General features: G+C 71.6%; 22 protein-coding genes and 1 pseudogene. 15 read left to right on the top strand and 8 right to left on the bottom strand.

Translation table 11 applies throughout. The features are described 5' to 3' along the window. Positions 1–26 precede the first annotated feature (26 nt). Together scy and mce are read right to left on the bottom strand one after the other, a co-directional pair. Positions 27–3,809 carry a polarized growth protein Scy gene (gene scy / locus ACFSL4_RS31585; protein ID WP_381090513.1) on the bottom strand — a complete coding sequence of 1,261 codons (3,783 nt, stop codon included), beginning with the start codon at positions 3,807–3,809 and terminating at the stop codon, positions 27–29. Between the two features lie 232 nt (positions 3,810–4,041). Next, positions 4,042–4,482 (bottom strand): methylmalonyl-CoA epimerase, encoded by a 441-nt coding sequence (gene mce, locus ACFSL4_RS31590; RefSeq protein WP_381090516.1) that lies wholly within the window; start codon positions 4,480–4,482, stop codon positions 4,042–4,044. Positions 4,483–4,630: 148 nt separating this feature from the next. Here mce and ACFSL4_RS31595 point away from each other — a divergent pair, with 148 nt between their 5' ends. From ACFSL4_RS31595 to ACFSL4_RS31605, 3 genes and pseudogenes are all read left to right on the top strand, one after another. Continuing rightward, positions 4,631–5,833, top strand: coding sequence for an acetyl-CoA C-acetyltransferase (locus ACFSL4_RS31595; RefSeq protein ID WP_381090519.1), 1,203 nt, complete (start codon positions 4,631–4,633; stop codon positions 5,831–5,833). A gap of 35 nt (positions 5,834–5,868) precedes the next feature. Then, a complete protein-coding gene (meaB, locus tag ACFSL4_RS31600; RefSeq protein ID WP_381090522.1) occupies positions 5,869–6,825 on the top strand; it encodes a methylmalonyl Co-A mutase-associated GTPase MeaB in 957 nt (318 codons plus the stop codon). A gap of 187 nt (positions 6,826–7,012) precedes the next feature. After that, positions 7,013–8,318: pseudogene (locus ACFSL4_RS31605) on the top strand (MFS transporter). Positions 8,319–8,575: 257 nt separating this feature from the next. Here the strand turns inward: ACFSL4_RS31605 and ACFSL4_RS31610 are convergent. The 4 genes from ACFSL4_RS31610 to ACFSL4_RS31625 form a co-directional block, all read right to left on the bottom strand. Then, a complete protein-coding gene (locus tag ACFSL4_RS31610) occupies positions 8,576–9,052 on the bottom strand; it encodes a MarR family winged helix-turn-helix transcriptional regulator (protein ID WP_381090524.1) in 477 nt (158 codons plus the stop codon). A 92-nt stretch (positions 9,053–9,144) separates the two neighbouring features. Next, positions 9,145–9,948, bottom strand: coding sequence for an AIM24 family protein (locus ACFSL4_RS31615; protein WP_381090527.1), 804 nt, complete (start codon positions 9,946–9,948; stop codon positions 9,145–9,147). After that, positions 9,945–10,595, bottom strand: coding sequence for an AIM24 family protein (locus tag ACFSL4_RS31620; RefSeq protein WP_381090530.1), 651 nt, complete (start codon positions 10,593–10,595; stop codon positions 9,945–9,947). Before ACFSL4_RS31620 ends, ACFSL4_RS31615 begins: the two co-directional genes overlap by 4 nt. A 1-nt stretch (position 10,596) precedes the next feature. Then, positions 10,597–11,229 (bottom strand): AIM24 family protein, encoded by a 633-nt coding sequence (locus ACFSL4_RS31625; RefSeq protein WP_381090639.1) that lies wholly within the window; start codon positions 11,227–11,229, stop codon positions 10,597–10,599. Between the two features lie 215 nt (positions 11,230–11,444). Between ACFSL4_RS31625 and ACFSL4_RS31630 the strand changes: the two genes are divergently transcribed. The 8 genes from ACFSL4_RS31630 (at position 11,445) to ACFSL4_RS31665 (ending at position 17,227) form a co-directional block, all read left to right on the top strand. After that, positions 11,445–11,789, top strand: coding sequence for a DUF3817 domain-containing protein (locus ACFSL4_RS31630; RefSeq protein WP_381090533.1), 345 nt, complete (start codon positions 11,445–11,447; stop codon positions 11,787–11,789). After that, positions 11,786–12,079: an MTH1187 family thiamine-binding protein gene (locus ACFSL4_RS31635; RefSeq protein ID WP_381090536.1), complete on the top strand. Its 294-nt coding sequence runs from the start codon at positions 11,786–11,788 to the stop codon at positions 12,077–12,079. The genes ACFSL4_RS31630 and ACFSL4_RS31635 overlap by 4 nt, the downstream gene beginning before the upstream one ends. 217 nt (positions 12,080–12,296) lie before the next feature. Beyond that, on the top strand, positions 12,297–13,052 hold the full coding sequence (locus tag ACFSL4_RS31640) for a hypothetical protein (RefSeq protein WP_381090539.1): 756 nt from the start codon (positions 12,297–12,299) through the stop codon (positions 13,050–13,052). Beyond that, positions 13,049–13,729 (top strand): DUF4166 domain-containing protein, encoded by a 681-nt coding sequence (locus ACFSL4_RS31645; protein WP_381090542.1) that lies wholly within the window; start codon positions 13,049–13,051, stop codon positions 13,727–13,729. Before ACFSL4_RS31640 ends, ACFSL4_RS31645 begins: the two co-directional genes overlap by 4 nt. Next, a complete protein-coding gene (locus tag ACFSL4_RS31650; protein ID WP_381090545.1) occupies positions 13,726–14,358 on the top strand; it encodes a TetR family transcriptional regulator in 633 nt (210 codons plus the stop codon). Before ACFSL4_RS31645 ends, ACFSL4_RS31650 begins: the two co-directional genes overlap by 4 nt. Before the next feature lie 173 nt (positions 14,359–14,531). Next, positions 14,532–15,041: a MarR family winged helix-turn-helix transcriptional regulator gene (locus ACFSL4_RS31655; protein ID WP_381090548.1), complete on the top strand. Its 510-nt coding sequence runs from the start codon at positions 14,532–14,534 to the stop codon at positions 15,039–15,041. Positions 15,042–15,105: 64 nt separating this feature from the next. After that, the gene (locus ACFSL4_RS31660) at positions 15,106–15,444 is read left to right on the top strand and encodes a DUF3817 domain-containing protein (protein WP_381090551.1); all 339 of its coding nucleotides are present in this window, start codon (positions 15,106–15,108) and stop codon (positions 15,442–15,444) included. 82 nt (positions 15,445–15,526) lie between these two features. Further along, complete coding sequence (locus ACFSL4_RS31665; RefSeq protein WP_381090554.1) at positions 15,527–17,227, top strand: acyl-CoA mutase large subunit family protein; 1,701 nt, start codon at positions 15,527–15,529, stop codon at positions 17,225–17,227. Positions 17,228–17,677: 450 nt separating this feature from the next. Here the strand turns inward: ACFSL4_RS31665 and ACFSL4_RS31670 are convergent, their stop codons facing one another. Beyond that, positions 17,678–18,298 (bottom strand): TetR/AcrR family transcriptional regulator, encoded by a 621-nt coding sequence (locus ACFSL4_RS31670; RefSeq protein WP_381090557.1) that lies wholly within the window; start codon positions 18,296–18,298, stop codon positions 17,678–17,680. Positions 18,299–18,563: 265 nt separating this feature from the next. On the opposite strand from ACFSL4_RS31670, the gene ACFSL4_RS31675 reads away from it, so the two are divergent. The 4 genes from ACFSL4_RS31675 to ACFSL4_RS31690 all read left to right on the top strand — a co-directional run bounded on the left by ACFSL4_RS31675 (position 18,564) and on the right by ACFSL4_RS31690 (position 22,741). After that, a complete protein-coding gene (locus ACFSL4_RS31675; protein WP_381090560.1) occupies positions 18,564–19,538 on the top strand; it encodes a tetratricopeptide repeat protein in 975 nt (324 codons plus the stop codon). A gap of 621 nt (positions 19,539–20,159) precedes the next feature. Beyond that, positions 20,160–20,795 (top strand): DUF6230 family protein, encoded by a 636-nt coding sequence (locus tag ACFSL4_RS31680; protein WP_381090563.1) that lies wholly within the window; start codon positions 20,160–20,162, stop codon positions 20,793–20,795. Positions 20,796–20,907: 112 nt separating this feature from the next. Further along, a complete protein-coding gene (locus ACFSL4_RS31685; RefSeq protein WP_381090566.1) occupies positions 20,908–21,456 on the top strand; it encodes a DUF6114 domain-containing protein in 549 nt (182 codons plus the stop codon). After that, complete coding sequence (locus ACFSL4_RS31690; RefSeq protein ID WP_381090568.1) at positions 21,446–22,741, top strand: hypothetical protein; 1,296 nt, start codon at positions 21,446–21,448, stop codon at positions 22,739–22,741. The genes ACFSL4_RS31685 and ACFSL4_RS31690 overlap by 11 nt, the downstream gene beginning before the upstream one ends. A gap of 82 nt (positions 22,742–22,823) precedes the next feature. Here the strand turns inward: ACFSL4_RS31690 and pyk are convergent, their stop codons facing one another. Then, positions 22,824–24,254 (bottom strand): pyruvate kinase, encoded by a 1,431-nt coding sequence (gene pyk, locus ACFSL4_RS31695; RefSeq protein ID WP_381090571.1) that lies wholly within the window; start codon positions 24,252–24,254, stop codon positions 22,824–22,826. Between the last annotated feature and the right edge of the window lie 32 nt (positions 24,255–24,286).

Below are 24,286 nucleotides of genomic sequence, written 5' to 3' on the forward strand. Positions count from 1 at the left end.
GGCAAGCACAGAATCGGCGGTTATGGCTACCCTTCTGATCCCTTGCCACCCGAACGGGTCGCACCCGCGGCGGCGCCCGCCTTGACGCCCCCGTCCTTGCCGACGGACGGGGCCTCAAAGGACTCCAACGCCTCCAGCACGTCCTGGACACGGGAGATCTCCGCGTTGATGTCCTCGCGCCGGCGCACCAGGATTTCCAGCTCCCGCCTGCCCTCCTCGACCGCCTTGCGGGCCTCGCGGATCGCCTCGGCCTTGATCTGCTCGGCCTCGGAGACGAGCGTGGCCTTCTTCTGCTCGGCCTCCTTCAGCAGCCCCTCCGCCTTCTTGACGGCGGCGATACGGACCTTGCCCGCCTCGGAGTTCGCCTCCGAGACGATCTCCTTCGCCTGCGCCTTGGCCTTCGCCAGCTGTTCCTCGGCGGCCTTGACCAGCGCGTCGCACCGCTCGCCCGCCGACTTCATCGCCTCGGCCGACTCGCGCCGCGCCCGCTCGTGCAGTTCCTCGATCTCCGCCGTGAGGCGGTCGCGCAGCTCCTCGGCGCGCTCCCGGATCGCGGTGGCGTCCCGGCGTGCGCCGATGAGCAGCTCGTCCGCGTCCGTACGGGCACGCTCCACCCGCGAGTTGCCCTCGACCGTCGCCTCGGCGACCAGCCGGTCGGCCTCCTTGCGGGCCGCGCCCACCATCGTGTCGGCCTGCGCCTCGGCGTCCGCCGTCGTCTTGCGTGCGGTCTGCTGCGCCTCCGAGAGCAGCTTGTCGGCCTCGGACGCGGTCTCCGTGATGAGCGTGTCGACCTGCTCGGCCGCCTCCGAGCGCCGCCTGTTGGCGTCCTTGCGTGCCTCGTCCAGGGTGCGCTCGGCCTCCTCGCGCGCGGCCGCGGCGACCCGCTCGGCCTCCGCCTCGGCCTCGGCCCTGATCCGCCGCGACTCGGCGCGGATCCGCTCGGCGTGCTGCCGCGCGGCCCCGACCGTCTCGGCGGCCTCGGCGCGCAGCCGCTCCGCCTCGGCGGCGGTCTCCGCCGTGAGCCGTTCGGCCTCCGACCGCGCCTCCGCGATGAGGGTGTCCGCCTGCGTGGCCGCGTCCGACCGGATCCGGTTGGCGTCCTCGCGGGCCTCCGCGCGCGTGCGCGCCGCGTCCTGGTCGGCGGAGGCGATGGCGTCCGACGCCTCCGTCCGCATGCGCTGGGCGTGCTCGGTGGCGTCCGAACGGAGCCGCTCGGCCTCGGAGATCGCCTCCGAGACCGTCCGCTCCGCGAGCGACTTGGCGGCCTCCGCCTCCTCGGCGGCCTCCCGCCGGACGCGGCCGGCGTCCTCGGCGGCCCGCTCACGCTCCGCGTAGGCGTCGGCGCGGACCCGGTCGGCCTCCTCCTGCGCCTCCGTACGCTTGCGCTCCGCCGCGTGCTCGGCGGCGGAGCGCAGGCCGGCGATCTCCTCCTGCGCCTGCTCGTGCAACCCCACCACGGAGTCCCGCACCTGCTGGGCGTGCTGCTCGGCCGCCGACACCATCTCGGTCGCGCGCCGGTCGGCCTCCTCGACCAGCCGTACGGCCTCGGCCTGGGCCTCCTCGACCCGGGCGCGCGCCACCGCGAGCAGCTCCTCGCTCTGCTCGCGGGCCCGCTCACGCTCCTGGTCGGCCTCCTGACGCGCGGCGCCGAGGAGTTCCTCGGCCTCGCGGCGGCGCCGGGCGGCCTCCTCCTGGGCTGCGGCGAGCGTCTCCGTGGCCTCGGTGCCCAGCCGCTCGGCCGCCGCCTGTGCCTCGGCCCGTACCCGGTCGGCGGTGTCCTGAGCCTCCGACTTGAGCCGCTCGGCCTCGGCCGCCGCCTCCGACCGCAGACGCACGGCGATGGCCTCGCCCTCCGCGCGGGAGGCGGACGCGTCGGAGGCGGCCTCGGTGCGCAGCCGTTCGGCCTCGGCCTCGGCCTGCGCCTGGAGCGTACGGATGCGCTCGGCGGCCTCGGTGCGCAGCCGGTCGGTCTCCTCCACGGCCTCGCGGCGGATCCGCTCGGCCTGCGCGCGGGCGTCGTCCAGCGCCTGCTCGGCGGAGGCGAGCCGCTGCTCGGCCTCGGACTGCAGCCGGGTCAGCTCCTCGCCGGCCTCCGCGCGGCGGGCCTCGACGGCCCGCTCGGTCTCCTCGCGCAGGGCGCGGGCGGCCCGCTCGGCCTCCTCCTTGATCGCCTCGGACTGCTCGGCGGCCTCGGCGCGCAGCCGCTCGGCCTCCTTGCGGGCGCGCTCCAGGGCGTCCTCGGCCTGGCGGCGCAGCATCGAGGCGCGCTCGATGGCCTCGGTGCGCACCTTCTCGCTGTCGGAGGTGGCCGCCTGGCGCAGCTCGTCGGCGTCGGCCTTCGCCTTGGCGAGCAGTTCCTCGGCGGTCTCGGCCGCCTCCTCGATCTGCTGGACGGCCTCACGCCGGGCCTCGGAGCGGATCCGCTCGCCCTCGGCGACCGCCTCGGAGCGCAACTGCTCGGCCTCGCCGCGCAGCCGGCGCGCCTCCTCCTGCAGCTCGACCGTCTTGGCGCGGTACTCCTTGGTGTCGTCCTTCGCCGCGCCCTTGAGCTGCTCGGCGATGTCGTGCGCCTCGGCACGCAGCCGGTCCGCCTCGGCCTCGGCCTCCTTGCGGATCCGCTCGGCCTCCTCGGCGGCGGCCTTCGTGGTCGTCTTGGCGTCCTGAGACGCCTTGTTGAGGACGTCCTCGGCCGTGCGGGCCGTCTTGGCCAGCTGGGAGGCGGTCTCCTCGGCCGTGATGCTGCGGGCCTTCTCCGCGGCCTCCGCGACGATCTTCTCGGCCTCGGTGCGCGCGTCGGCGACCACCTGCTCGGCCTCGGCCTTGGTGGCCTCCGCGTCCTTGGTGGCCTCGCTGACCAGCCGGGCGACCTGCTCCTTGGCGGTGCGGGTGCGCTGCTCGTTGGCCGACTCGGCGTTTGCGAGCGCCTTGGCGGCGGCCTCCTTCGCCTCGGCGACGACCTTGTCCGCCTCCGCACGCGCCTCGCGCAGCGCGGCATCCGCCTCGGCCATCCGCTGCTCGGCCGCCCGGCTCAGCTCGGTCGCCTGCCGGCGGGCGGCGTCCGACTCGGTCGCGGAGCTGGAGCGCAGCTGCTCGGCGTGGTCGGTGGCCTCCTGGGCCTGGATGGACGCGGCGTTCAGCAGCCGCTCGGCGTCCGTCCGGGCCCGGCGCAGGAGCTGCTCGGCCTCCGCGCGGGCGGCCTCCGCCTCGCTCTGCAGCCGCTGCCTGGCCTCCGCGGTGAGCCGCTCGGCCTCCGCGCGGGCGGCGACGAGCGCCTGCTCGGCCTCGGCGCGCGACTCCTCGACGAGACGGCGGGCCTGGGCCTCGGAGCGGGCGCGCAGCTGCTCGGCCCACGCCACGTTCTCGTTGACGTGCGACTCGACGGTCTGCCGGCGCTCCGCCAGCTCCTGGTCGAGCTGCTGGCGGCGGGCGACCGCCTCCGCGTGCAGCTCCGCCTGGAGGCGGGCGGCCTGCTCCGCGTGCTCCTGCAGGATGCGCTGCGTCTGCGCGCGGGCCTGGCTCAGCTCGCGCTCGGCGTCCGCGCGCAGCTGGTCCGCCTGCATCTGCGCCGTGCGGAGCATCTGCTCGGCCTGGTAGCCGATGTCGGCCCCGTCGTACGCGGGGCGGGACATGAGCGTGCGGCGCGCCTCGTGCAGCTTGGCGCGCAGTACCTCGACCTGGTAGCCGAGGTCCTCGGCGTGCTGGATCGCCTTTTCCCGCTCGGTCTTCAGCCGCTCCATCTCGGCCTCGAACCGAGAGAGGTGGTCGACGTCAGCCGCCGGCTCTCGCTCCTGGCGTTCGTAGCCCCGCACTGCGCGGTCCCATCCGTCCCCTGGTCGCAAGCTTCTCCGAACGAGCTCCGTCCATCCGCCGAACGGGGCCCCCGGGGAATGGTGTCAGATCAACGACGGAGCATGGGCTGTTGCCCCGACGCTCGTCCCCCGAAACCCGGACCCCGGACACAGGTCCCACCGGTCAGGCGGGACCCGGTCGCCCTGGTGGAGCGGCGACCGCCCCAACCCTACCGGCCCCTATGTACGGGAGTCAGTGCTCAGGTGACTCAACAGCCGCCGAAGTGACCAGTTCCGTCAGAACTCCGTGGCAGTCCTTCGGGTGCAGGAAGGTGATCCGCGACCCCATGGAGCCGCGCCGTGGCTCCTTGTACAGGACCCGGACGCCCTTGTCCTTGACGGCCGCGGCGTCCGCGTCCACGTCGGCCGTGCCGAAGGCGATGTGGTGGACGCCCTCGCCGTTCTTGGCGAGCCACTTCGCGACGGTGGAGTCCTCGCGGATGGGCTCGAGCAGCTGGAGGTAGGAGGCGCCGCCGTCGTCCGTGTTGTTGATCTTGAGCATGGCCTCGCGCACGCCCTGCTCCTCGTTGACCTCGGTGTGGAAGACGGAGAAGCCGTAGGTGGAGGTGTAGAACTCAACGGTCTTCTCGAGATCGAAACAGGCGATCCCGATGTGGTCGATTCGCGTCAGCATGAACTCAGTGCAGCGTCCCACGCCTGGTTACGCAACGTGCGCGCGATCACACCGACAGCCCGATGACGGGGTGGACCGCGCATCAGTACATTCGAGGTAAACCCTCGTTCACTCCTCAGCTGTGCAAGCTGGAAGGGGATCGCACCTCATGTCTGCAACGAACAGCACGACATCCGTCATCGTCGCGGGTGCCCGCACTCCGATGGGGCGGCTGCTCGGCTCGCTGAAATCCTTCTCCGGAGCCGACCTCGGCGGCTTCGCGATCAAGGCCGCCCTCGACCGTGCGGGAATCGGTGGCGACCAGGTGCAGTACGTCATCATGGGCCAGGTGCTGCAGGCCGGGGCGGGGCAGATCCCGGCGCGGCAGGCCGCCGTCAAGGCGGGCATCCCGATGAGCGTTCCGGCCCTGACCGTCAACAAGGTCTGCCTGTCCGGCCTCGACGCCATCGCGCTGGCCGACCAGCTGATCCGCGCGGGTGAATTCGACGTGATCGTCGCGGGTGGCCAGGAGTCCATGACCAACGCCCCCCACCTGCTGCCGAAGTCCCGCGAGGGCTTCAAGTACGGTGCGGTCCAGATGATCGACGCGATGGCGTACGACGGTCTGACCGACTCCTTCGAGGGCATCGCGATGGGCGAGTCCACCGAGAAGCACAACACACGCCTCGGCATCGGCCGCCAGGAGCAGGACGAGATCGCGGCCCTGTCCCACCAGCGCGCCGCCGCGGCGCAGAAGAACGGCGTCTTCGAGGCGGAGATCACTCCGGTCGAGGTTCCCCAGCGCAAGGGCGAGCCGGTCGTCTTCAGCCAGGACGAGGGCATCCGCGGCGAGACGACGGTGGAGTCGCTGGGCAAGCTGCGTCCTGCGTTCAGCAAGGACGGCACGATCACCGCCGGTACCTCCTCGCAGATCTCGGACGGCGCGGCGGCCGTGGTCGTGATGAGCAAGGCCAAGGCGGAGGAACTGGGCCTGGACTGGATCGCGGAGATCGGCGCCCACGGCAATGTGGCCGGTCCGGACAACTCCCTGCAGTCGCAGCCGTCGAACGCGATCCTGCACGCCCTGAAGAAGGAGGGCCTGGAGGTCTCGGACCTCGACCTGATCGAGATCAACGAGGCGTTCGCGGCGGTTGCCGTGCAGTCAATGAAGGACCTGGGCGTTTCCGCCGAAAAGGTGAACGTCAACGGCGGTGCGATCGCCCTTGGGCACCCGATCGGCATGTCCGGCGCCCGGCTCGTGCTCCACCTGGCTCTGGAGCTCAAGCGGCGCGGCGGCGGTGTCGGCGCGGCCGCGCTGTGCGGCGGCGGCGGTCAGGGCGACGCACTGATCGTGCGGGTACCCAAGGCCTGAGCATTTCTGTACGTTTCTACTCGAACGGAGCTGTGATGCAGGACGTCTCCTCGCTGGTTGCCCAGGCCAGGGAAGGCAGGCCACGTGCCGTGGCCCGGCTGATCTCCTTGGTCGAGGGGGCGTCCCCGCAGCTCAGGGAGGTCATGGCGGCGCTCGCGCCGCTGACCGGCGGAGCCTATGTGGTGGGCCTGACCGGCTCACCGGGCGTAGGCAAGTCGACGTCCACGTCGGCCCTCGTCACGGCCTACCGCAAGCAGGGCAAGCGGGTCGGCGTCCTGGCCGTCGACCCGTCCTCGCCCTTCTCCGGCGGCGCGCTGCTCGGCGACCGCGTGCGCATGTCGGAGCACGCGTCGGACCCCGGCGTGTACATCCGCTCGATGGCGACGCGCGGGCACCTGGGCGGCCTCGCCTGGGCCGCACCGCAGGCGATCCGGGTGCTGGACGCCGCGGGCTGCGACGTGATCCTGGTGGAGACGGTGGGCGTCGGCCAGTCGGAGGTCGAGATCGCCTCCCAGGCGGACACCTCGGTCGTCCTGCTGGCCCCCGGGATGGGCGACGGCATCCAGGCGGCGAAGGCGGGCATCCTGGAGATCGGCGACGTGTACGTCGTCAACAAGGCCGACCGCGACGGCGCGGACGCGACCGCGCGCGAGCTCAACCACATGCTGGGCCTGGGGGAGTCCCGCGCCCCGGGCGACTGGCGCCCGCCGATCGTGAAGACGGTCGCGGCGCGCGGCGAGGGCGTCGACGAGGTCGTCGAGGCGCTGGAGAAGCACCGGGCGTGGATGGAGGAGCGCGGGGTGCTGGCGGAGCGCCGGCTGGCCCGTGCCGCCCGCGAGGTCGAGACGATCGCGGTGACGGCCCTGCGGGAGAGGATCGGCGACCTGCACGGCGACCGCCGGCTGGGCGCGCTGGCGGAGCGGATCGTGGCGGGACGGCTGGATCCGTACCGGGCGGCCGACGAACTCGTGGCGGGGCTGACGCAGGGTTGACGTACAGGCCGGTCAGGCTGACGGGAAAACCTGTGGTCGGCGCCCGCCCGGCGTCGGTAGCCTGACCCGCATGTTCCTCCTCTTGGCATAGCGGCCGCCCAGGTCCGCGATCGACGAGCAGCGTCCGGCTGCGGTCATCGCGGAACTCAGGCGTCCCTTCCCTGCCTCTCCTTCGAGGAACTTCAGCGTGCCCACGCCTTCTTCGGTGCGGCCCTCGTACGCCGCCGTTCTCCGTGTCCCGTACGCCCGCCGTACGTTTGTCGCCGCCCTCGTCGGCCGCTTGTCGTACGGGACCCGTCTCCCTGTCCGTGATGCTGTCCGTGACCCGGGCGACCGGGTCCTACGCCGTCGCGGGGACGGCCCTGGCCCTGTTCGGGGCCGCCAGCGTGTTCCTGTCGCCCGCCAGGGCGGCGCTCGTCGACCGGTGCGGGGCGCGCAGGGCGCTCGTTCCCATGGCATGCCTCCACGCGGCGCTCCTCGCCCTGCTGGCCGCCGTCAGCTGGCGTCCCGGGGCACCGTCCGCCGCCGTGGCCGGGGTCGCCGTCGCGGCGGGCGCCTGCACGCCCCCTCTGGGGCCCACGATGCGTGCCGTGTGGAGCGAACTCCTCCAGGACGGCGAGCGGTTGCAGCGGGCCTACAGCCTGGACGCGGTTGCCGAGGAGATCCTCTTCGTCTCCGGGCCGTTGATCGTGGGCGCCGTGGTCCAGGTGGCGCCACCCGCCGCGGGGGTGGCGCTGAGCGCGCTCCTCATCGGGGCGGGCACCGCCGCCTTCGCCGCCTCCCCGGCCGTCGCCCGCGCGCGGCCGGCGTCCGCCCGGTACCGCCGTGCGGTGAGGTCGCGCGGCGGTCTGACCATCGCCCAGCCCGTGGCCGTGGCCGTGGCCGTGGCCGTGGCCGCCGGGGCCGGGCTGTCGCTCGGTGCCGTCGACCTGCTGGTCGTGGCCTTCGCCGACCTGGGGCGGCACGGCGACGTCGTGGTGGCCTGGGTCCTCGCGGCTCTGTCGGCGGGCAGCGCGGTGGGCGGACTGGTGAACGGCGCCGTCAGCTGGCGAACCCCCGCACGGATCCGGCTGCCCCTGCTGGCAGCCGCCCTGGGGCTCACCCTGGCCGCCGCGGGCCTCGCGTCCGGACCCGGCGTCCTCATCGCGGTCATGGCCTGCGCGGGCCTGTTCGTCGCCCCGATCCTGACGACGGCGTACCTGATCGCGGACAAGTCCGCTCCGCCGGGCTTTCGCACCCAGGCCGGCGCCTGGGTCAACACGGCCGTCAACGCGGGCAGTTCGGCTGGCTCGGCGACGGCGGGGACGCTGCTCGCGCATCTGCCGCTGGGGGTGTGCTTCGCGGTGTCGGGAGGCGCGGCGCTCACTGCGGGCCTGGTGTCGCTGAGGGGCGTACCCGGCGCCTGGCGGGACCGGCGGGCGGCACGGGTGGGCGAGGTGACTCGCCCGATCGAGGCCGGGTGCCCGGAGCCGGAGCCCGACGGGCGCCGGTGAGCCGGCCCCGTCCGCACCGCGGTCCCGGCGCAGGGCCCCGGGACCGCACCGGACCTTGAGAAGCGGGGCGGACGAGGACGGGCCGCGGTACCTGCGGCCTGCATCACCGGCCCGGGGGCGCGTCGCACCCCCGGGCCGACGGCCGTACGGAGCGGTCAGTTCCCCGCGGGCGCCCGAGGAACGCGGCCCACGCGGAGGGGGAGACCGCCGCGGAGGGCGGGGCGCGCCGATGTCCCGCGCCCCGCGCTGCGGGGACGCTACGGCTTGCCCCGCTGCCCCCGCAGATGCTCCGCGATCGGGCGCAGCGACTTGTGCAGCTGCTCCAGGTCGTCCGGGGACAACAGGTCGATGAAGTGGCGCCGCACGGACCCCACGTGGTGGGGCGCGACCTTCTTCATCGTCTCCATGCCGTGTTCCGTCAGGACCGCGTACAGGCCCCGGCGGTCGGACTCGCAGTTCTCGCGGCGTACCAGGTCCGCGTTCTCCATGCGCGTGATCTGGTGCGACAGCCGGCTCTTGGACTGGAGCGTGGCGGCCGCGAGGTCGCTCATGCGCATCCGTACGCCCTCCGACTCCGAGAGGTTCACCAGGATCTCGTAGTCGTTCATTGTCAGGCCGAACGGCTGCAGGTCCCTTTCGAGCTGGTACGTCAACAGCCTGTTGACCTCCAGGTGGGTGCGCCAGGCGCACTGCTCCGCATCGGTCAGCCAGCGCGTGGCCGTCTCGGTCTCCATGAATGAAGTCTACCTAAAAGGTTGAATGGCGAACTAGTACGGGTGGTGTGACTGCGCGCACGCGTTCGACGTCACACTCCGCAGACTACCGCTCACAGACCGAAGCGACGCTGGAGGTCCCCCAGCTGTCCGGGAAGGCGCGGTGTGCCCGGTGTTCCCGGATGCGATCCCTGGTGGCCCGGCGCCCCACCGCCCGGCACGCCCGGCTCCTGCGGCACCGCTCCCGTGGCCTGCTCCGCCATGAGCGCCTCCGAGGACTGGAGCAGTACCGTGCCCGCCCCGACGAACTCGAACTGGTGCTCCTCCCCGGAGGCCCCTCCGAGGCCCGTCATCGCACGCAGGCCGCCCCATACGCCGGTCAGGTACGCATGGTCGTAGTGGTGGCACGGGGAGGGGCAGTCGGCCCAGCCGACCAGGGCCTGCGGGTCCACCCGGATCGGGGGTTCCATGAACACCACCGGACCGTTGGACGCGGCCACGAACTTGCCGGTTCCGATCAGCGTCAGAAAGCCGGGAATGATCGACTGCTTGAGCGAGAGACTTGGCTGAAAAGCGAGAAGGTTGCCCGAGCGAATGGTCAGGTTGCCGTCGTCCAGGTCATAGGAATTCACATCGAAGGCCCGGTCGGCGAGGAGCATCTTGCCCGAGCCCTCCGCCACCACCCAGTCGCTCGCGTGCAGTGGCGAATGGAAGGAGGCGCGGACGAGGTGGTCGAGACGGCCGTGCCCGATGCCGTTGAACTCGATCGAGCCGTAGTAGGCGATCATCTTGCCCTTCTGCAGGAACCACTGGCTCCCCTTCAGCTCCACGCAGAAGGTGTACGCGTTCACGTTGTCGTCGGCCGGCAGGGTCATCGGGTCGTGGATGACAGGACCGGCGCCCGGGTAGGTGGTCACAGCTTCTCCTCCGACGCCTGGACGTACACCACACCACTGCCGCTCAGCTCCAGCTGGAACGCCTCGCCGGAGCCCCGGCCCACCATCTCGCGCCAGCCGAGCGCCGTGGACAACTTGTTGCGGACGTCGCCGTGGTGCGCGACGTACGCCTGCGGGTCCACGTGGACCGGGCGCTGCGGGGTGATCGGCACATCGAAGACACCGCCGTGCGCCATGACGGCGACCGCGCCGTGCCCCTTGAGGGTGGTCGTGAACAGCCCCTGGCCGGTGACCTGGCCGCGCACCATGCCCATGACGCCGCCCTGCGAGCCCATGAACATCGTTCCCTGCTGCAAGGTGCCCTCGAAGGCGAGCAGGCGGTCCGCCTCCACGTACAGCGTGTCGCCGGTGAGGCCGATCACCTGGATGTGGTGGCCGCCGTGCCCGAACAGCACCGTGCCGTTGCCCTCGACCGTCATCAGGGGCGTCGCCTCGCCCGCGACACGGCGGCCGATCATCGACATGATCCCGCCCTGGCCGCCCTGGACGTTGGGGGTGAAGGAGACCTCGCCCTTGTAGGCGAGCATCGCGCCCCGCTGGCTGTACAGCCGCTGTCCGGGCAGCACCGTCGCCTCGATCATCTTCGAGTTCACTTCGCGGAAGCCCATGTCAGAGATCCCCCGCGATCGTGTTGCGCTCGCTGGGCTGGACGTAGACCAGTCCGTCCCCCTCGAAGCGGATCTGGAACGCCTCGCCGCCGCCCTCGCCGAGCAACGTGCGGAACGTCACACCGGACTGGAACGACTGGCGCAGGTTGCCCTGGTGCGCGATGTACGCGCCCGGGTCGACGGTCAGCGGGTACTGCGCGCTCACCCGCAGTACCACCGCGGGGCCGTCCGACATGATCGCCGCCTGTCCGTGGCCCTCGACCGTCGTGGTGAACAGGCCGTTGCCCTGCGAGGCGCCGCGCAGGCCGGTGAACGTCGTGCCCGTGCGCAGGCCGGCGTCCGTCACGAGCAGGTTGCTCGACTCGACGTACAGCTTGTCCCCCCGGAGGTTCACGAGGTTGATCTCGGAGGCCCGGTCGGCGAACCAGCAGGTTCCCTGACCTTTCACCTCCATCACGGTCATCTGCTCGCCGGTGAGCCGCCGGGTCACCATTCCCCGGATCCCCTCGCCGCCGCCGCTGAGTTTCTTGAAGGCCATCTGCCCGTCGTACGCGACCATGGAGCCGTTCTTCGCCTTCACGGCGTCCCCGGTCATGTCGACGGCCAGCACCTTGCTGCCTTGGAGTCGGAACATCGCCACGGGGTGACGGTAACCGCCGGGCGGGCGGAGCGGACAGATCCCGGGCGGATCCCCGCCCCGGCGGGACCCGGAGGGCTGTCGGGGCGGTCCCCGCGGGGCACGCCGCGCCGCACCCCCCTGCCCGGTCCGGCGGGCGCCGGGTGTCACAATGGGCGGGCTCTTGTGCCTGTGTTCACAAGGCGTCGACGATCCCCCACCGAAGGTGACCCGTGGACATAAAGACCGCCACCGCCCTCCGCCGCCTCCGTCTGGTCTCGGCCCCCGAGGCCGTCTCCTTCCTGCTGCTGCTCGTCTGCTCGGTGCTCAAGCGCACGACGGACTTCGACGCGGTCCCCGTCATGGGCTCGATCCACGGAGTCCTGTTCATCCTGTATGTGATCTTCTGGGCGGACGCCTGGAACCGCGCCAAGTGGTCCGTGCGGACCGGGCTGGTCTACTTCGTCCTCTCCGTGCTGCCGACGGGCGGCTTCTTCGCCGAGCGCAGGCTGCGCCGTGAGGCCGAGGACGCCGTCATCGCCGCCCGCGCCCGCAAGGAAGGGATCGTGAACGCGTGATCGTCGCGTTTTCGGTGACACCGCTGGGCGTCGGCGAGGACGTGGGGGAGTACGTCGCCGACGCCGTCCGGGTCGTACGGGAGTCGGGCCTGCCGCACCGTACCGACGCGATGTTCACCTCGGTCGAGGGCGAGTGGGACGAGGTGATGGCCGTCGTGAAGCGGGCCGTGGCGGCGGTCGAGGCGCGCGCGCCTCGGGTCTCGCTCGTCCTGAAGGCGGACATCCGCCCCGGTGTGACGGACGGCCTCACCTCGAAGGTGGCGACGGTGGAGCGGTACCTGTCGGAGTGACACCCGTCCGGCGGCGGAGCGCCGCGGCACCCGGCCCCGGTCCTCAGGGCCGGGGTTTTCTCATGCCCAGGTGCTGTCCGGTCCTCCTGTGTTCCGGTCTTCCTGTGTTCCGGTCCTCGCGTGCCAGGTGTTTGAGCGACCGCTCAACTCTCCTGTAGGGTCGGGGCACTTGCTTGAGCGATTGCTCAAACAGGGCCGTTGAGATGGGGGATTCGCAATGGGGCTCTACATAGAGGCGCACATACGCGGCGACCTCGACGAACTGTGGGCACGGACCCAGGACCCCGCGCAGCACCGGCGCTGGGACCTCCGCTTCACCGAGATCGACCTCCTTCCGCGCTCGGAGGGGCAACCGCAGCGGTTCCGGTACGCCACGCGCGTTCTGCCCTTCCTGACGGTCTCCGGCACCGGGGTGTCGGCCGGGGAGAGAGCACGGCCGGACGGGACACGCACCTCCGCGCTGCGCTTCTCCTCGCCGCACCCGCTGTCCCTGCTCGCCGAGGGGAGCGGCTACTGGCGCTACGTCCCCGACGGCGACGGCGTCCGCTTCCTCACCGGATACGACTACCGGCCGCGCTGGGGCCGTGCGGGCGCCCTCGCGGACCGGTTCTTCTTCCGCCCGCTGATGGGCTGGGCGACCGCCTGGTCCTTCGACCGGCTGCGGCTGTGGCTGGAGCGGGGGATCACACCCGAGCGGGCACGGCGGAACTGGCTGGCCGAGCTGGCGGTGCGGGCGCTCGTCCTCGCCGTCGGCTGCACGGGCCTCGGCATGGTGGACTCCGCCGTCCGGGTGTTCGGCCCCCTGACGCCGGCCCTCGCCTACCTGTGCCCGCTGCTGCTGACCGTCGCCGTCTCGCTGGCCCTGTTCGCCGCGCCCTCGCCGCACACCCCGGCCGCGCGGCGCTGTCTGCGCACCCCGCCCACACGCGTGTGTGCGCCGCGACTCCTCGCCACCCTGGAGGGGCAGTCATGACCTCGATCTTCCGGCGGGCGATGGGCGCCGACTTCGAGCGGCTGCACCCGCAGCTACGGCGACGGTTCTCCGTGGGCCTGGCGAGCGGCGAGGCATGCACCGGGCGCGGGGTGATGGACCGCATCTGGCACGGCGGACGCTGGGTGAAACCGTTCCTGGCGCTCGGCGGCACCCGCCACATCCTCGTCCCCGAGGAGGGACGCGACGTTCCCTTCACCATCGAGAACGTGCCGTACACCGACACCTGCGGCCGGGAGACCGTGACCTTCGTGCGCACCTTCCATCTGCCCGGCCGCGCACGCCGCTTCGACGCCCAGATGGTGCTGAGCCCGAAGGGCGACCGGGTCCTGGACTACCTGGGCACACATCAGCACCTCGCGAGCGACCTGCACTTTCGGGCGGAGCGGGACGGGGCGCTGCTGATCCGTTCCGGCGAACACCGCTTCCGGGAGGGGCCGGTGGACGTGCGGGTGCCCGGCCTGATCGGCGGGGAGGCGGAGGTGAGGGAGTCGTTCGACGAGTCCACGGGGCGCTTCCGGATCCGGGTGCGGGTGGTGAACCGGTACGCCGGGCCGCTGTTCGGCTACGAGGGATCCTTCACCGCGTCGTACGCCGACGTCGGCGCGTGCGGGGTGCGTCCCGGGCTGCGGCCGGTGCGGGAGGAGGCCAGGGCGTGAGCGGGGCGACCAAGGTGAAGCTGCTGGAGGGGGCGTTGCGTACGCTCACCGAGCAGGGGATCGCCGGAGCCTCGGCCCGTACGATCGCGGCGGCCGCCGGGGTCAACCAGGCGCTGGTCTTCTACCACTTCGGCTCGGTGGACGAACTGCTGGCGGCGGCGTGCCGGTACGGGACGGAGCAGCGGGTGGAGCGCTACCGGGACCGGCTCGACCGGATCGGCTCGCTCGCCGAACTCCTCGCGTTCGGGCGGCAGATGCACGAGGAGGAGAAGGCGGCGGGGCAGGTGGCGGTCCTCGGGCAGCTGCTGGCCGGCGCCCAGACCCATCCCCGTCTGGCGTCGGCGACGGCAGCGGGTCTCGACCTGTGGATCGCTGAGATCGAGCAGGTGCTGGTGCGGGTGCTGGCGCCGACGCCGCTGGCCGGGTTCGCCGACGCGGGAGGGCTCGCACGCGCGGTGTCGGCGTCCTTCGTCGGGATCGAGCTCTACGAGGGGGTCGACGCGCGGGGGGCGCGCTCGGCGCTGGGCGCCCTGGACCAGCTCGCGTCCCTGGTGGCGGCGCTGGACGACCTGGGCCCGGTGGCCGGGCGGGCGGTCCGGCACGCGCTGCGGCGGGCGTCGCGCCCCTAGGAACCGCGGCTTCGCCCCGGCTGCGGCGCCGCGCGCGGCGCGCACGTGGTGCCGTGGTCCCCGGCCGCGGAGGCGCGGCGCACGGTGGCGGGGGAGGACCGGAGCGCGGGACGGGCCGACCGAAACGCGAGACAGGGCTGACCACCATGTGACCGGCCGGTAAGGTCGATTCCGTGCCGAAGCCCCTCAGCCTGTCCTTCGACCCCATCGCCCGCGCCGACGAGCACTGGAAGCAGCGGTGGGGAAGCGTGCCGTCCATGGCCGCGATCACCTCGATCATGCGGGCCCAGCAGATCCTGCTCGCCGAGCTGGACGCGGTCGTGAAACCGTACGGGCTGACCTTCGCGCGGTACGAGGCGCTGGTGCTGCTCACCTTCTCCAAGGCGGGCGAGCTGCCGATGTCCAAGATCGGTGAGCGGCTCATGGTGCACCCCACGTCCGTCACGAACACGGTCGACCGGCTCGTGCGGTCGGGCCTCGTCGCCAAGCGGCCCAACCCCAACGACGGCCGCGGCACCCTCGCCTCCATCACCGACAAGGGCCGCGAGGTCTGCGACGCGGCCACCCGGGACCTGATGGCGATGGACTTCGGGCTCGGCGTGTACGACGCGGAGGAGTGCGCCGAGATCTTCGCGATGCTGCGCCCGCTGCGTGTCGCCGCGGGTGACTTCGAGCCGGAGTAGGCGCGGCACGCGCCGCGCCGGGGTGCCCGAAGATCCCCCCAAAACGGCGGTTACGCTCGTAGCCATGAAAAAGAGCGTGCTGACCCGCTACCGCGTGATGGCCTACGTCACCGGTGTGCTGCTGGTCCTGCTGACCCTCGGTGTGATCGCCAAGTACGTGCTGGACGTGAACGGCGCCGCGGACTTCACCCGCGTCGTCGGTATCGCGCACGGCTGGCTCTACGTCGTCTACCTGGTCTTCGCCTTCGACCTCGGCTCCAAGGCGAAGTGGCCGGTCGGCAAGCAGCTGTGGGTGCTGCTGGCGGGGACGATTCCCACGGCGGCCTTCTTCGTGGAGCGCAAGGTCAGCCACGAGCTGGAGGCCAGGATCGCGGACGGTTCGCCCGCGGTCGCCGAGGCCTGAGGCCGGCCCGGACCGCCGTACGGTGACGCGTACGGCGGTCTGCCGTCGACATTTACTTGGACGTCCTAGTAAATTCGAGGGTATGGACGCTGAAGCCATCGAGGAGGGCCGCCGACGCTGGCAGGCCCGATATGACGCCTCCCGCAAGCGCGAGGCAGACTTCACCACGCTCTCGGGCGACCCCGTGGAGCCGGTGTACGGACCGCGGCCCGGGGATGCCTACGAGGGCTTCGAACGGATCGGCTGGCCGGGTGAGTACCCGTTCACCCGCGGTCTGTATCCGACCGGCTACCGAGGGCGGACATGGACGATCCGCCAGTTCGCCGGCTTCGGCAACGCCGAGCAGACGAACGAGCGCTACAAGATGATCCTGGAGGCCGGAGGCGGTGGTCTGAGCGTCGCCTTCGACATGCCGACCCTCATGGGCCGCGACTCCGACGACCCGCGCTCCCTCGGCGAGGTCGGGCACTGCGGTGTCGCGATCGACTCGGCGGCGGACATGGAGGTGCTGTTCAAGGACATCCCGCTGGGTGACGTCACGACCTCCATGACGATCAGCGGTCCGGCCGTCCCCGTCTTCTGCATGTACCTGGTCGCCGCCGAGCGGCAGGGCGTCGATCCGGCCGTGCTGAACGGCACGCTGCAGACCGACATCTTCAAGGAGTACATCGCCCAGAAGGAGTGGCTCTTCCAGCCCGAGCCGCACCTGCGGCTGATAGGCGACCTGATGGAGCACTGCGCGGCCCGCATCCCCGCCTACAAGCCGCTGTCCGTCTCCGGCTACCACATCCGGGAGGCGGGCGCGACGGCCGCCCAGGAGCTGGCGTACACCCTGGCGGACGGGTTCGGGTACGTGGAGCTGGGGCTCAGCCGCGGCCTCGACGTGGACGTCTTCGCCCCCGGCCTGTCCTTCTTCTTCGACGCGCACGTCGATTTCTTCGAGGAGATCGCCAAGTTCCGGGCGGCGCGCCGCATCTGGGCGCGCTGGATGCGCGACGTGTACGGGGCCAGGAGCGAGAAGGCCCAGTGGCTGCGCTTCCACACACAGACGGCCGGTGTCTCACTGACCGCGCAGCAGCCCTACAACAACGTGGTGCGCACGGCGGTGGAGGCGCTGGCGGCGGTGCTGGGCGGGACGAACTCCCTGCACACCAACGCGCTGGACGAGACGCTGGCACTGCCCAGCGAGCAGGCGGCGGAGATCGCGCTGCGGACCCAGCAGGTGCTCATGGAGGAGACCGGGGTCGCCAACGTCGCGGACCCGCTGGGCGGTTCGTGGTACGTGGAGCAGCTCACGGACCGGATCGAGGCGGACGCGGAGAAGATCTTCGACCAGATCAAGGAGCGCGGCCTGCGGGCGCATCCCGACGGTCGGCACCCGATCGGGCCGATCACCTCCGGGATCCTGCGGGGCATCGAGGACGGCTGGTTCACGGGCGAGATCGCCGAGTCCGCGTTCCGCTACCAGCAGGCGCTGGAGAAGGGCGACAAGAAGGTGGTGGGCGTGAACGTCCACACCGGGTCGGTCACCGGGGACCTGGAGATCCTGCGGGTCAGCCACGAGGTGGAGCGGGAACAGGTGCGGGTGCTGGGCGAGCGGAAGGCGGCCCGCGACGACGCGGCCGTGCGTTCGGCGCTGGACGCGATGCTCGTCGCCGCGCGCGACGGATCGAACATGATCGGGCCGATGCTGGAGGCCGTCAGGGCCGAGGCGACGCTCGGGGAGATCTGCGGGGCGCTGCGGGACGAGTGGGGCGGCTACATCGAGCCCGCGCAGTTCTGACGGCCGGACGGCGGGCGGTCGCGGCGGGGGGCGCGGGCGGTCGCCGGAGGCCGCCGCGGGGACGAAGGGGCCGGCGGGAACCCCGTCCGGCCGGCCCGTTCCGTGGTGGTGCCGTGCGCGCTCCGGTGCGCCTCGGAACTGCTGCACGAAGTAGGGCCCCGCGGTCGTCCAGCCGTTGCCGCGGGCGCCGTTCGCCGAGGGCCTGGCCGGCGCACAGGGCCAGCAGGGATGCGGCGACGGCGGTGACGGCGCGGTGCCGTCGGGTGCGGCGGGGTCTCACGTGGGTCGATCCTCCCGGAAGCGAGTGGTCCGGGACGCACTGCCGGCGGGGTGGTGCCAGGATGAACCTGCGACGGACACATCACGCGGATCCGTACGGATCTATGCGAGTAGATGCCTGTCATCGTGACGGTGACATGTCACTCAAGCGGGGGTCCGGCACCGGTGCCGTCAGGCGCCGGCCGACGCCAGCCCGCCCAGCAGCACCGCGGTGAACCGCCGGGCCCAGTCCTCGTCGACGGGTTCGGCGCTCACCAGCGTGCGGTGGACCACCGCGCCCGCCACCATGTCGAAGATCAGGCCGACGGTGCGGTCCGCGTCCTCCGGGCCGGTCTCGGCGGGCAGTTCGCCGCGCGTCGTCGCGCGTGCCCGGCCCTCCAGGACCAGACGCTTTTGCCGGTCGACGATCGAGGCGCGGATGCGTTCGCGCAGCGCCTCGTCCCGGGTCGACTCCGCCACGACCGCCATCAGCCCGCTCCTGGCCTCCGGGCGGTCGAGGATGGCCGCGAACTGCAGCACCACGCCCTCGATGTCCGCGGCCAGGCTGCCCCGGTCGGGCAGTTCCAGTTCGTCGAAGAGGGCCGCCACCGCGTCCACCACGAGTTCGCTCTTGCCCGCCCAGCGGCGGTAGAGCGTCGTCTTGGCGACGCGCGCCCGCGTCGCCACGTCCTGCAGGGTGAGCTTCGACCAGCCCAGCTCGACCAGCGCCTCCCGCGTCGCCGCCAGGATCGCTGCGTCCGCGGCGGCGCTGCGCGGGCGCCCCGTGCGGGGGGCGGGAGTACTGCCATGCATGTCAGTGACCATAACCGGCCGCGCCGGTGGCCGTATCCGTGCGTCGTGTGAAGTCGTGAGGGAGATCACCGGGGTACGGGTCGCGGCGACCCCCGCGGGGCATTACGCTACGACTCGTAGCGAAAGTGTGGGCGCCGCCCGGGACGGCGCGTGCGCCGGCGACGACCACGGGCGCAGGGTGGGGACCCGGCGTGGAAGGCGACCCGGGGGCGCGGCTTTCACAGCGCTTTTCACAGTGGCGTACGGAAGGGGGGAGGATGTACTCATGCAGCCACGGAACATGTCCATGAGCGGAGTCGTCGACCTCGCCGCGGTGAAGGCAGCCCAGGAGGCGAAGGCGAAGGCGGAGCAGGCGCGCGCCGACGCGGCCCGGCGGGGCGGGGGAGGGGCGGTCTCCCCGGCCGACCTCGTCATCGACGTCGACGAGGCGGGATTCGAGCGCGATGTCCTCCAGCGGTCCACAGAGGTGCCGGTCGTCATCGACTTCTGGGCCGAGTGGTGCCAGCCCTGCAGGCAGCTGAGCCCCGTCCTGGAGCGGCTGGCCCGTGAGTACAACGGCCGGTTCGTGCTCGCCAAGATCGACGTCGACGCCAACCAGATGCTGATGCAGCAGTTCGGGGTCCAGGGGATCCCGGCGGTCTTCGCCGTCGTCGCCGGGCAGGCGCTGCCCCTCTTCCAGGGCGCCGCCCCCGAGCAGCAGATCCGCGGGACCCTCGACCAGCTCGTCGAGGTCGCCGAGCAGCGCTTCGGGCTGACCGGTGTGGCGGTCGACCCCGACGCCGAGCCGGGCGCCGCACCGGCGGCCCCGCGGGTCCCGGCGGGGCCCCACGACGCGGCCCTCGAGGCCGCCGTGCAGGCCCTGGACGCGGGCGACTTGGGCGGTGCCGTCCAGGCGTACAAGAACGTGCTGAGCGACGACCCGGGCAACACGGAGGCCAAGCTGGGCCTCGCCCAGGCCGAGTTGCTGCAGCGGGCGCGCGGCGTGGACCCGCAGCGGGTGCGCAAGGACGCCGCTGACAGGCCCGGTGACGTACAGGCGCAGATCGCCGCGGCGGACCTGGATCTGGTGGGCGGGCACGTGGAGGACGCGTTCGGGCGGCTCATCGAGACCGTGCAGCGCACGGCCGGGGAGGACCGGGACGCCGCACGGCTGCGGCTGCTGGAACTCTTCGAGGTCGTGGGCGCCGACGATCCGCGGGTGACCGCGGCGCGCCGGGCGCTCGCGCGGGCCCTGTTCTGACCAGTCGCTAAACGCCCGGGCTTGTGATGCCCGCGTGAAAGATTCGCCCGCAAGGGCTCACAGCGGCCGCGCTTTACCAAATCTTGGTAATCGCGGCCGCTGTTACTTGGAGTAAGTCGAGGGCTTCCACCCGGCGGGTTCTGTCCGGGCTTCAACCGTTTTGCCATCTCCTTTTGCGCCACGAAGAGTTGCCGGGCGAGACCGATGGGGCGCCCATCGGTCATCCGGCCGTTACTAGCGAGTAACGAACCCCCTTGCGGGGGCGGCGAGAATGCACCACGATCGGCCACGCTCGGTCCAACGCCGTACCCGACAGCCAGCCGGGGCAACGGATGTTCGTGGGTCCCCACCGAGCAGGAGCCGGCGGCAGTGGCGCCGGGTCCTGGACAGGGGGGTCTCCGCTGCGGCGGAGCCTGTCCGGCAGGTTGTGCGTGATGCGTGTCAGGCGCGACCAGTGGTTGTCGCTCGGGGGTGATCGCCGGTGATTGGGGCGCGGTTCGCGCCTCCGAGCGCGGGCGCTCTCCTTCCCGAGGACGTAGCACTTCTCCCATCCCTGCCCGGCCGAGCCGCCGACCGGTAGCGAGCCGGGGCCAGGCGATGTACGTCCGAGAAGGAGGAAATATGGAGTCCCAGGTGCGTGGCGGGACCAGATGGAAGCGGTTCGCTGTGGTCATGGTGCCCAGCGTCGCCGCGACGGCAGCGATAGGTGTCGCCCTCGCGCAGGGCGCGCTCGCCGCCTCGTTCAGCGTGTCGGGGCAGTCGTTCAAGGTGACGGCCGACCGGCTCGACGGCACGGGCTTCTCGCAGTACGGGGCCCTCGACGCTGGGTACACCCTCGACGGTCAGAAGACGGTCCACCCTGTCGCGGTGTCGGCCTTCAAGTCCGCGACCATCAAGGGCATGTGCCAGTCCGTTGTCACCCCGAACATCCCGCTGCTCGGCTCCGTCAGCCTGAAGCTGACGGCGGGCACGGGCGACACGCCGGTGGAGGCCGACAACCTCTACATCGACGTCGCCGACCTCGGGGCCGACGCCACGTTCAAGAACATCGACATCGGCGTGGCCGCCAAGGACGCCAGCAAGGGTCCCGGCATGAAGGGCGGCGGCGAGCAGGCCAACCCCTACGGGTTCGCCCAGCAGGCCGACTCGGCGACCCTGACCGACGTGAAGCAGACGGCGTGGGCGACCACCGCCGGCACCTTCAAGCTCAGCGGTCTCCACATGTCGCTGTCCACCGGTGTCAAGGAGTGCTACTAGGCACTCCCGGGGCGGGCGAGCAGCCCTGCGGCCGGCTCGTCCGCCCCACCCCTTCTCCGCACGCACCACCAGTACGTCCCCACAGCAACACCGTTCCAGGGAGCTGTTTTCCATGAGCGCCGAGTCGCCCGGACAGAACGAGCACTACCTGACAGTCTTCCGGCGGAACTTCCGTGACTGGAGGGGCACCCGCCCCTTCTGGGCCGGTCTCTTCGTTCTGCTGAGCGGCTTCCCGATCATGTACTTCCCGTATGCGCACCTGCAACTCGGGCATCTCACGCTGGCCATGGCCACCACCGCGGGGGCGGGGTCTCTCATCATCGGCGTGCTGCTGGTCGTGCTGGGCATCAGCCTCTGGTTCCAGCGGCACGTACGGACCTTCGCGGGAGTCGCCTCGATCCTCCTGGGGCTGGTGTCCCTTCCGGTCTCCAACTTCGGCGGCTTCGTGATCGGCTTCCTGCTCGCCCTGATCGGCGGCGCGATGGCGGTCGCCTGGGCGCCGGGCGACCCCGAGGCGGCGTCGGCGAAGCAGGCGGCCGCAGGGCAGGACGACGCCCCCGAGGGCGTATCGACGGAACCCGGGGACGCGGTGGACGCGCCGAACGATCTGTCAGGAACGAGCCCGGCCAACGGGGCGAACGGGAGGCACAGTGCCGGCTGACGAGGTGGCCCACGGGGCTGACGCGGACGCGTCCCGGGAGAGAACCGGGCCACGCCACGCGGCTCCCAGGAAGCCGCTGTTCACCAGGTTCCATGTGCCGGCCGGCAAGGCGATCGCGCTGGCGGCGATGCCGACGGCGGTCCTCATGGGCATGGGGTTCACACCCACGCTCGCCCGGGCCGACGACACCACGTCGTCGAAGAGCCTGACGGCGGACGAGTACCAGAAGTGCGTCGAGGCGCTCGACGGTTCCACGGCCACGCCCACGCCGTCCGCCTCGGCGAGCACGTCCAAGTCCACCGGTACGGCGACACCGTCGCCCTCGACGGACACGGCCCAGGCCAAGACCTCTTCGTCGGATTCAGGTTCCGGCGACAAGGCCGTGCCCGCGCCGTCCGCGTCCGCGTCCTCGTCCTCGTCCTCGTCCTCCACGGGTTCCTCGGGAACGTCGTCGAGCGGCGGTACCTCCACGCCGAGCCCGTCGGCCTCCGCGAGCGGCGGCAATCTGCTGACCGACCTCGGCAACGCGATCAAGGACGTCTTCACGCCCGGCGGCAGCTCGTCGCCCAGCGCGTCGGCCACGCCGTCGCCGTCTCCCTCGGCGTCCGCGACCAAGGACACGACGGACATCTCCTCCACCGTCACGGACACGACCAAGAAGGTCACCGACACGGTCAAGAGCACCGTGAAGGACGCGACGGACACCGCGACGAAGACCGTGACCGACGCCACCACCGCGGCGAGCGACACCGTCAAGGCGGCCGTGTCCGCGAGCCCGTCGCCGGGTTCCACCACGTCCACGGCCAACTGCCCCACGGCCAACACCGATCAGGGCGGCGTCGAGAACACCGTGGCGCTGCCCGACGCCCCCTGGCATCTGCAGGCCAGCTCGCTGCTGCTCAAGGGCGCCGACTACCAGGGCATCGTCAAGGTGCGTACTGCCAACGGCACCGTCAAGAAGGTCCTGAAGTACGTGGTGTCCGACGGCACCGACATCGGGGACCTGCACCAGCTCGTCGACGGCCAGAAGGGCGAGACGTACCACGTCCAGGCCGCCAAGGGCTCGACGTCCACCATTCGCGACGGCGACACCGTGATGTACACGGAGAGCATCTCCGGCAACCTGTTCGGTCTGATCCCGGTGACGTTCAGTCCGGACAATCCGCCGCCACTGAACATCCCCCTGATCTACTTCACGAAGGTGAACGTCACCCAGGCCGGCCAGTTCGGCGGAACCCTGCATGTGCCGGGCATGCACGTGTTCACCACCGGCGGGAGCAGCTGAACACCCGCAAGACCTCTCCGGGAGCCGCACACACGAGGGGCGCCCCCTGCACGCAGGGGGCGCCCCTCGTCGTCGTGCCGCGTCAGTTGCGCTCGCCCTCGCCCAGGTGGTGGACGCGGACCATGTTGGTGGTGCCGGGAACGCCGGGCGGCGAGCCCGCGGTGATGATCACGATGTCGCCGTCGTTGAACCGCTTGAGCCTGACCAGCTCCTGGTCGACCAGTTCGACCATCTCGTCGGTGCCCCCGACGAACGGCACGATGTACGGCTCCACGCCCCAGCTCAGCGTGAGCTGGTTGCGGGTGGACTCGTCCGTGGTGAACGCCAGGACGGGCTGACACGCCCGGTAGCGGCACAGCCGGCGGGCGGTGTCGCCGGACTGGGTGAAGGCCACCAGGCCCTTGCCGCCCAGGAAGTCCGCGATCTCACAGGCGGCACGGGCCACCGAACCGCCCTGCGTCCGCGGCTTCTTGCCCGGCACGAGCGGCTGCAGGCCCTTGGAGAGCAGCTCCTCCTCGGCCGCGACCACGATCTTCGACATCGTCTTGACCGTCTCGATCGGGAACGCGCCCACGCTGGACTCGGCCGACAGCATGACCGCGTCGGCGCCGTCGAGGATCGCGTTGGCCACATCGGACGCCTCGGCGCGCGTCGGACGGGAGTTGGTGATCATCGACTCCATCATCTGGGTCGCCACGATCACCGGCTTGGCGTTGCGGCGGCACAGCTCGATCAGCCGCTTCTGCACCATCGGGACCTTCTCGAGCGGGTACTCGACGGCCAGGTCGCCCCGGGCGACCATGACGCCGTCGAACGCCATCACGACGTCCTCCATGTTCTCCACCGCCTGTGGCTTCTCCACCTTGGCGATGACCGGGACGCGGCGGCCCTCCTCGTCCATGACGTGATGGACGTCCTTGACGTCGTTGGCGTCCCGCACGAAGGACAGCGCGACCATGTCGCAGCCCATGCGCAGCGCGAAGCGCAGGTCCTCCACGTCCTTCTCGGACAGCGCCGGCACGTTCACCGCGGCGCCGGGCAGGTTGATGCCCTTGTGGTCGGAGACGACGCCGCCCTCGATGACGATCGTCCTGACCCGGGGACCCTCGACGTCCACGACCTTCAGCTCGACGTTGCCGTCGTTGATGAGGATCTGGTCGCCCTTGGAGACATCGCCCGGCAGGCCCTTGTACGTCGTGCCGCAGATCGACTTGTCGCCCGGCACGTCCTCGACGGTGATGGTGAACTCGTCACCGCGTACCAACTCGACCGGGCCCTCCGCGAAGGTCTCCAGACGGATCTTGGGACCCTGGAGGTCGGCGAGGACGCCGACGGCCCTGCCGGCCTCGGCGGCCGCCGCCCGGACACGGTCGTACCGCCCCTGGTGCTCTGCGTGCGTGCCGTGGCTGAAGTTGAAGCGGGCCACGTTCATGCCTGCCTCGATCAGCGCGACGAGCATGTCATGGGAGTCGACCGCGGGGCCGAGAGTGCAGACGATTTTCGAACGGCGCATGGGGCGATCCTATCGGTTTGTTTCGCTGCGGA

It is taken from the genome of Streptomyces caeni (assembly GCF_042678285.1).
GTDB lineage: Bacteria > Actinomycetota > Actinomycetes > Streptomycetales > Streptomycetaceae > Streptomyces > Streptomyces caeni.

What these genes read in the sequence shown, in the direction of transcription:
- ACFSL4_RS31595 (WP_381090519.1), top strand. Translation starts at nt 4,631, where the DNA reads ATGTCTGCAACGAACAGCACGACATCCGTCATCGTCGCGGGTGCCCGC.
- mce (WP_381090516.1), bottom strand. Translation starts at nt 4,482, where the DNA reads ATGCTGACGCGAATCGACCACATCGGGATCGCCTGTTTCGATCTCGAG.
- ACFSL4_RS31640 (WP_381090539.1), top strand. Translation starts at nt 12,297, where the DNA reads ATGGGGCTCTACATAGAGGCGCACATACGCGGCGACCTCGACGAACTG.
- ACFSL4_RS31670 (WP_381090557.1), bottom strand. Translation starts at nt 18,298, where the DNA reads ATGCATGGCAGTACTCCCGCCCCCCGCACGGGGCGCCCGCGCAGCGCC.
- pyk (WP_381090571.1), bottom strand. Translation starts at nt 24,254, where the DNA reads ATGCGCCGTTCGAAAATCGTCTGCACTCTCGGCCCCGCGGTCGACTCC.
- ACFSL4_RS31620 (WP_381090530.1), bottom strand. Translation starts at nt 10,595, where the DNA reads ATGGGCTTCCGCGAAGTGAACTCGAAGATGATCGAGGCGACGGTGCTG.
- ACFSL4_RS31660 (WP_381090551.1), top strand. Translation starts at nt 15,106, where the DNA reads ATGAAAAAGAGCGTGCTGACCCGCTACCGCGTGATGGCCTACGTCACC.
- ACFSL4_RS31645 (WP_381090542.1), top strand. Translation starts at nt 13,049, where the DNA reads ATGACCTCGATCTTCCGGCGGGCGATGGGCGCCGACTTCGAGCGGCTG.
- ACFSL4_RS31625 (WP_381090639.1), bottom strand. Translation starts at nt 11,229, where the DNA reads ATGTTCCGACTCCAAGGCAGCAAGGTGCTGGCCGTCGACATGACCGGG.
- ACFSL4_RS31610 (WP_381090524.1), bottom strand. Translation starts at nt 9,052, where the DNA reads ATGGAGACCGAGACGGCCACGCGCTGGCTGACCGATGCGGAGCAGTGC.
- ACFSL4_RS31685 (WP_381090566.1), top strand. Translation starts at nt 20,908, where the DNA reads ATGAGCGCCGAGTCGCCCGGACAGAACGAGCACTACCTGACAGTCTTC.
- meaB (WP_381090522.1), top strand. Translation starts at nt 5,869, where the DNA reads ATGCAGGACGTCTCCTCGCTGGTTGCCCAGGCCAGGGAAGGCAGGCCA.
- ACFSL4_RS31675 (WP_381090560.1), top strand. Translation starts at nt 18,564, where the DNA reads ATGCAGCCACGGAACATGTCCATGAGCGGAGTCGTCGACCTCGCCGCG.
- ACFSL4_RS31665 (WP_381090554.1), top strand. Translation starts at nt 15,527, where the DNA reads ATGGACGCTGAAGCCATCGAGGAGGGCCGCCGACGCTGGCAGGCCCGA.
- ACFSL4_RS31680 (WP_381090563.1), top strand. Translation starts at nt 20,160, where the DNA reads ATGGAGTCCCAGGTGCGTGGCGGGACCAGATGGAAGCGGTTCGCTGTG.